The 7,577-nt window shown below is 47.5% G+C and carries 8 protein-coding genes; all 8 read right to left on the bottom strand.

The genetic code is table 11. The features are described 5' to 3' along the window. Positions 1-115: 115 nt before the first annotated feature. Positions 116-694 (bottom strand): TetR/AcrR family transcriptional regulator, encoded by a 579-nt coding sequence (locus GRP75_RS15850; protein ID WP_028542833.1) that lies wholly within the window; start codon positions 692-694, stop codon positions 116-118. An 82-nt stretch (positions 695-776) separates the two neighbouring features. Beyond that, complete coding sequence (locus tag GRP75_RS15845; protein WP_023988003.1) at positions 777-1,583, bottom strand: DUF92 domain-containing protein; 807 nt, start codon at positions 1,581-1,583, stop codon at positions 777-779. Between the two features lie 211 nt (positions 1,584-1,794). After that, the gene (locus GRP75_RS15840; protein ID WP_076294922.1) at positions 1,795-2,418 is read right to left on the bottom strand and encodes a fumarylacetoacetate hydrolase family protein; all 624 of its coding nucleotides are present in this window, start codon (positions 2,416-2,418) and stop codon (positions 1,795-1,797) included. Positions 2,419-2,457: 39 nt separating this feature from the next. Then, entirely contained in the window at positions 2,458-3,228 is a 771-nt protein-coding gene (locus tag GRP75_RS15835) for a glycerophosphodiester phosphodiesterase (protein WP_076294923.1), read from the bottom strand. 82 nt (positions 3,229-3,310) lie between these two features. After that, on the bottom strand, positions 3,311-4,789 hold the full coding sequence (locus GRP75_RS15830; protein WP_160789777.1) for a CapA family protein: 1,479 nt from the start codon (positions 4,787-4,789) through the stop codon (positions 3,311-3,313). A 137-nt stretch (positions 4,790-4,926) separates the two neighbouring features. Next, complete coding sequence (gene hemG, locus GRP75_RS15825; RefSeq protein ID WP_160789776.1) at positions 4,927-6,372, bottom strand: protoporphyrinogen oxidase; 1,446 nt, start codon at positions 6,370-6,372, stop codon at positions 4,927-4,929. Between the two features lie 7 nt (positions 6,373-6,379). After that, positions 6,380-7,321, bottom strand: a complete 942-nt coding sequence (gene hemH / locus GRP75_RS15820) for a ferrochelatase (protein WP_068940250.1) — start codon at positions 7,319-7,321, stop codon at positions 6,380-6,382. A 7-nt stretch (positions 7,322-7,328) separates the two neighbouring features. Further along, positions 7,329-7,577 (bottom strand): uroporphyrinogen decarboxylase family protein (locus GRP75_RS15815; protein ID WP_272917211.1); only part of this gene is annotated, 249 nt, incomplete at its 5' end.

Raw genomic sequence — 7,577 nt, 5'->3', positions numbered from 1 at the left:
TCCCTACTCTTCCCCTATTTTGTGATGCATCCTGTTTATTTTAACACAGACACAGCCAATGATTAAAAAAACCGTTACCTGAACGAAGTCAGTACGGTTTTATAGCAACAAGATGTCAGGATTTTTGTACCCCGGCTTTACAGCCATGCATAAATAAGTTCGCCGCTAATTCAGCCGTCTGATCTACGTCACATTCGCGGAAATCTTTATTCAATAAAATATCCATTTTTAGGCGTTCCAACATACCAATGAATGCCTTCGCATGAAACTCAGACTGCTGTACACCCTCTGACGCCAGTTTATTTTTGACCAAATCAGTATAGTCCTGGATAAATCCCCACATAAACTCCATTAGGTCGGGGTCACTGTTGGGGGTCATAAAAAATAATTTAGTATGCTGCTTGCGCTTGAAATAGTAGTGCAGATGCAAATTTGCCATCCGCAGCAGTCCTTCTCCCAAAGTACGATTGATTAATGCGCCTTGCATTTCGGCTAGGTATTGCTCGCAATCTCTACGTGTGACTGCTGTAAATAGCTGCTCTTTGCTTTTAAAGTACAAGTATACTGTGCCTTTGGCAACTCCCGCTTGTTCTGCAATCTCGGAAATTTTGCTTTCATAAAAGCCTTTGGTGCCAAAGACGGTGTAAGCGGCGTCCAAAATAGCTTCATATTTATCTCCTTGTATATCGCCCATCTTAGCACCTCCTTATACAAGGATTGAAACACGGTCAATTCTTATAACAATTTTTTCCTTGTAATGATCTCCAGCTCTGTGTTCAAAGTATAAAAAAAATACCTGCAAGAGCGACCAATCCTCCGAAAATAGAACTAATGCTATTCACCCGATCATTGCTCATCCAACGCCAGCCTCGTACATAGACCGTCGTTTGTCCACAATGTGAGTCTACTTCTACTTCCCGTCCGCAAACCGTGCAGGAACGCATCATTTGCACTGTAGCACCTAGATAGGAATCAGCAAAGGCCCCGGCGCTACCGGATATACCTCCAACCAGTGCCCACAACCATAACGGCAAGCTCGGCGTTCCTATGGCGTGTCCAAAGCCCCATGCACCTATGCCGATCAGTACACCCCCAGCCAAGGCCGCAGCCGTTCCCAATACAGATACTCCACCTGAGGTTCCGGGTGCCAGCACCTTCCCGTTAAGCACCGAACGGGGTGGCCTACGACTCAGGCTGCCAAATTCCGTTGCCCACGTATCGGATGTTACCGTAGCCATGACACCGACAAAAGCCAGCTGCCACGTAACATGAGGCCATATCGCATAGCCCAGGCATAACAGCATACCTAATCCCCCATTGGCCCATACTTGGCCTGCATCCCGGTTTCCGGTTTTGGCATACGATTTTTCCAGCTCAGCCTTGCGCTCCTTTTTAAACCTCGACAGGAGGGTCGACGTGATAAAGAACAAGAGCAATGTGCCGAACCAGAACAGGTTACCCGCCCCATAATATACGGTTCCCATCAGTACAGCCGCGGCAAAGCCAGATAAGGTTAAGGATTTTTTATAAAATGCAGCTCCCGCCACCACAGCAGCACAAAGCAATCCGATGATCCAGTCCATGATATACCCCCGCTTTTGAAATGAATCTCCGTTTTTCTTTTTTCGTTCTGTATATTATTGTACAATGCTCTACACTTATATAAAAGCCGTGTCCCATGCTTTGGCACAGGACACGGCCTTCACAATGCTTATCTACGGGAATCGCTCTTTACTTCCCAACTACCAAGAACATTCCCTTTTTTAATCCTCTTCATAGATGCCGTTCACAAATTTATGCAATGGTGAAGCTTCCCTGACGATCACTCCCCCAGAAAAGCTCAAAGCGATCCCCGCTTGCTGTAGGCCCTACTCCTGCTGGAGTACCTGTAAAAATAATATCCCCTTCACCCAGCCCATAATGAGTCGCTATATATTCAACGATGTGCTGGATAGAAAAAATCATATCCTTAACATGTCCACGCTGGACTTCCTGTCCATTTTTGAGCAAGGAAAAATCCTGCTGCTCCAGCATGTCCAATTTTTCTAAAGGCAGGAATGGTGTCACGGGAGCAGACGATTTGAAGCCTTTGGCGGCGGTCCATGGATGGCCTTTTTTCTTGAGGATACTTTGTACATCACGCAGGGTAAAATCAATGCCGAATGCAAATGCGTTTAGACACGTATCTGCAGACATGCCTGGTTCGTATTTACGTCCTACAGCCACGACCAGCTCAGTCTCAAAATGAATATCTCCCTGCCCCTGAGGAAGCTCCAGCGTGGCGCCATCCAGCGGCACGACTGCATGAGACGGCTTCAAAAAAATCATCGGTTCTGCGGGAACCTCATTACCCAGCTCCTCCGCATGCAGCTTATAATTGCGCCCAACACAGTAAACATTACGAATTTCCACGTTCATCACGATCCGTCACCCTTCCCGCGTATGTAGTTCAATTGATTAACGAATAAGTTTACGTATATAGTGCCACATCCGGTGCTTGGAAAGCAAAAAAACCTGCTCCCAGCGATCCGGCCAATTAGTGCAAATCATCAATTCAGGATGCAATGAGGACAATCTTCGCATTATACGGCGGTCATCCACCGTCCACGCCATGACAGTAATACCGCGTCCGGTGAGATCTTTCATCAGGTTTCGATCCAAACGCGGATAGCCTATGGATAAAAAAGTGCATTGTAGCTGCTCCAGTTGCGTTGCCAAATCATCTGGACGCGCATCGATAATCAATCCGGTACGGATCTCAGGAGACAGCTCCTTAGCCCGGCGTACTGCGGCACGCTCAAAAGAGGTTAATACCACCTCTCCCTCCATCCCTCTCATCACAATTTCACGGAGTACGGCTTTCTCCAGTCCCGGATACATATCTCCCGCTGTTTTAAGCTCAATATTGAGTGATACGCGGCCACGACATAAATCCAGTACCTGTGCGAGGGAAGGAATCATTTCTCCACGGTATTCTGCACTTTTCCAGCTACCAGCATCAAGTTGTTGCAATGCTTTCCAGTCTGAATCCTTTACTTTCCCTGTACCATTCGTCGTTCGCTCCAGCGTAAAATCATGAATTACCACCGGAACACCGTCCTTTGACAGCTGTACATCCAGCTCAACCCAGTGTACAAACGGCTGCTCCAACGCAAGCTTAAAGGCTGCCATCGTGTTCTCGGGAGCAATACCCGAAAAACCGCGGTGAGCCACGCACAAATGATTCATCTTGTTATGACCTCCATCCACAAAGGAGTCCCTCATACGATCATTCCGTCAATTTCCATATAAAAAATTTCTTTTCGAACTTCTATTGAGTGCTTACTGTACCATCCGTCCCTATCGAGACATTTCCCGGTGACAGTGCCGCCACTCTCTGCAAAATTTTGCTGGCCTCCGTATCCTTCAATGGGATCGGTTGACCCAGCTCCGCCCGATAAGGGGTCAGCTTCATTTCGCAAGCCCCTTTTCGGGTGCAGGTTGCCTGAAATATCGCTGTATCCCAAGTGGCTGGCACCGTTGATTTAGAAAAAATGAAATTGCCTGTGCTGTATGCGATCCATTTACCTTTATATTGCTCCATCCCTTGAAGCACATGTGGATGACCGCCAATGACAAGATCAGCTCCAGCATCAATAAAAGCATGCGATAACTCGGTCTGATGGGGCTCAAGTGCAGTAGCGCGCTCCTTCCCCCAATGGGCAATGACAATCACCAGATCGGCCTGCATTCGTGCCTCACGGATGGACTTTACGATAGCGGACGAATCATAGGCTCCTGCTACACCGGGCAGTTTGGCTCCCGCATTCCAGTTGGCTTCAGGCATGACACGTGTAGTCCCCAACAACGCAATTTTGATCCCTTTACGTTCAAAATAATGCGGCGCATACGCTTCTTGTGCATTACGTCCGGCTCCAGCATGGGCTATACCTTTTTCATCCAGATACTTCAGTGTATCCAGTAATCCGCCCGTGCCCTGATCCAAAATGTGATTATTGGCCAAATTGACAGCATCTATCCCTGCCGCAGCCAACGCAGTTAACGCCTTGGGCGAAGATTTATACACATACGTTTTATTTAACGCACCCACACCATTCGTTGTCACGGGCGTTTCCAGATTGGCAATCGTCAGATCGTCTTTATGAAACAAGTTTCCGAGATATTGATACGGAAACTCAAACCCATTCTGTTCCAATCGCTGCTCAACTTTACCGGAAAATTGCACATCCCCTACAAAGTGAAGCGTGACTGTCGGAGAATCTGCACCGTCTGTTTTGGATTTTTTCACATCCTCCGTTCCTCCCTTATCGGCGGATGGATTACCGTCGTATACATCCTTGGACGTATCGTTCCCTCCCTGCCCGTCTTTCCCCGAGGATAATTTTGCTCCTGAAGAGCTGCCTTCGGGAGCATTTGTGTCAGACGTTGTCGCGGGACGATGGCTTGTGTCTGAAGCAGCAGATTGCTTCGTTTCATCGTCAGCAAATTGCTTATCTGCATGGGAGCCTTCGTCCAGCTGTTTATTTGACAAGTTTGTAACATTTTCACTGACCGAGGGAGTAGACCGCTCTTCACTAGCAGATTCCGTTTGGATTTTCTTCTCCGTTTGCGAATACCCGGCATTTTCCGCAAGAGAGCCACTGTTGTCGTGTTCAAATATGTAATAATAACCGAAAAGACCTACGATCATAAGCAGCAGGACCAGATTCGTAATAATCCAAGCCTTGCCTATTTTTGGTTTTCTTGCTTTCTTGCGACCTTCATTTCTCTGTGATCTGGGAGGGTACATTCTTCACTCCTTCTATGCTATTGCATATGCATAACTTCTTTATTAGCTGGCGAATTTTACACCTTCTCCATTATATATCAAATTTCAATATAAATAGAACCCCTCGCCTGGATCGCGAAGGGTTCATCATTGAACATTTACACCTGTACCTTGACCGCTTCCTGCTGTGTCGTTTGGACGGCATGGGAGGCCCATTCCTTAGCCTGACGGATGCAATCCGGTAAACCAATCGCATCATAGCCAGCACCCAACACATACACTCCCGGCATGGCAGTGCGTAACTCTTCCCGCAAATCAGCTATAGCCTGCGGATGCCCTACCGGATATTGCGGCATGGAATTGCGAAGACGTGTAATTTCCGTGAACAGCGGAGTTGCTGTAACTCCCATCATCTCTTTCAAATCCTTACGTACCAGTGCAATCAGCTCATCATCCGGTAACTCTACAGTGTCTTCAGCTCCTGCTCGCCCTACATAACAGCGCAACAGCACCTTATCATCCGGGCTAGTATGTAGCCACTTGGCAGACGTCCATGTGCAAGCGGTCACGCTGCGTCCTTCTTTGCGAGGGACCAGAAAACCAGAACCGTCAAAGACATTCTCAATATCATTTTTATCGAAGGCCATGACCACGTTTGCTACGGAGACATAATTAACGGCTTCCTGTGCAGCCACATTGACATGATCTCGCAATAGCGGCGCAGCAGCAAAGTTGGGAGTCGTTACAAAAATATCATCCGCCTCCAGCGTCTCTCCATTGTCCAGCATAACGCGATATGGGCTGTCTCCACTTTCCGTGATCTTTGTGAATTCTGTAACAGCAATTCCGGTGCGTAAATCACAGTCATACAAATCATTCAGCAACGCATGCACCAAACTTTGCAAGCCTTGACGGAAGGTCAAAAAGGCGCTTTTTTTCGTACCTGTATGTGTTTCAGCTGGTTTTCGGCCTGTCATCATCCCGTGAATGAGGCTTCCGTATTGCTGCTCTACCTCAGCAAATTGTGGGAAGGTCGCCTGCAAACTTAGCGTCTTCATGTTGGCAGCATAAATCCCCGCCAGCAGTGGCTCGGTTACATTTTCCAGCACTTCTTTGCCCAGTCGGCGTTCAATAAAATCACCCAACGCCTCATCTCCCGGTACACGGCGAGGCGGAATGACAAAATCCATCATAGCCCGCATTTTCCCGCCTAGAGAGATCAAGCCGCTGCGCAAAAAAGGTTTCAGCTCTGTTGGAATCCCCAGCACCAGCCCAGGAGGCATCGGATGAAGCTGTCCTTCATGCAAAATGTATGTCTTTTTAGCCTCAGGATTTGTGCTCACCAGTTCATGATCCAACTCCAGCTCTTTTGCCAGGTCTATCATGGCCGTTTTACGGGCCAGAAAGGAATCTGGCCCCTTTTCAATTACAAAACCATCTTTATGCAGCGTTTCAATTTTCCCGCCCAGCACGGAAGCTTTCTCCACCAGCGTAATTCGAGGTGTGTAGCCAGCTTCTTTGTACATTTTTCGTGTATAAAAAGCAGTGCTAAGCCCGGTCAAGCCTCCGCCTACAATTACAATATTACGTAACTTTTGCTCCATTATGTCCTCATCCCTTTTTCCATTGGTCTATGATGACATCACTAAGCGTCTCCATATACAGTGGATCACTGTTGAGTGAATCAATACGCTGAAAACGCATATCCAATTCCTTCGCTAACGCCTGTGCTTCAATATCCAGATCGTATAACACCTCTAAGTGATCAGAAACAAAGCCAACTGGCGCAGCCAGCACATATTCCACTTGCTCCTCTTTAAGACTGTGCATGGTATCCAAAATGTCTGGCCCCAGCCATGGCTCTGCTGTACGACCGGCGCTTTGCCATGTAAACTGCCAGTTGGTAATTCCCGCCTTGTCCGCAACTGCCTGCGAAGTAGCCATTAATTGCTCAACATAAGGATCACCCATAGCCAAAATCCGCTCAGGCAAGCTGTGCGCACTAAACAGAACACGAACCTCGTCCCGCTTGGCTCCAGCTTCTTCAAAAAGCGCCAGTTTGGCGTTTACACGCTCAGTCAGCGTCTTAATCAGCTTTGGATGAAGATAATAGCTCTCCACAAATGATATGGCTAGATCCAGTTCCTGTGCCTTAGCCTGTGCGCGCTTAATATAAGTGCCTACACTCATAACGGAATAATGAGGAGCCAGCACGACACCCACCGCTGTACGAATGCCATCTTGCACCATAGCTTCCACACCGTCTTCAATAAACGGTTTGGCATGTTTGAGTCCCTGATAACAGATAAATTCAATGTCCGGGTTGCGATTTTCCCGATTTAAGGTTTCCTGCAAATTTTGAACCTGCCGATCCGTGTTCTGCCGCAGCGGAAACACACCGCCTACAATAGCTTCATAACGATCCTTTAATTCCTTTAACTGCTCCGGCGAGGGAGCATTGCCGCGACGAATATGTGTATAATAGGCTTCCACCTGATCCAGACTCTCCGGCGTCCCGTAGGACATGACCAGTACACCCACTTTTGTTTTCATTAACAGATCACCTCTTAACATTTCTAATGTATTCATTTTTTGACAAAACCGAGCGGGAATACTCATGTACATAATTAGTAAGCTCTCTTAGCTTATCTAGCGAGGCCTCAGGAAATAAACCATGGCCGAGATTGAAAATGTAACCCGGCTCCAAAATGCCTTCATCTACAATGGTTTTCGCATACTGCTTGATAACATCGATTGGCGCAGTAAGCACATAAGGATCCAGGTTTCCCTGTACACCAAAACCGTTCCC

Source organism: Paenibacillus sp. OT2-17, from assembly GCF_009827695.1.
Taxonomy (GTDB): Bacteria; Bacillota; Bacilli; order Paenibacillales; family Paenibacillaceae; genus Paenibacillus; species Paenibacillus polymyxa_B.
Note: the sequence above shows the minus strand (reverse complement) of the source record. Positions and strands in the feature narration are given on the sequence as shown.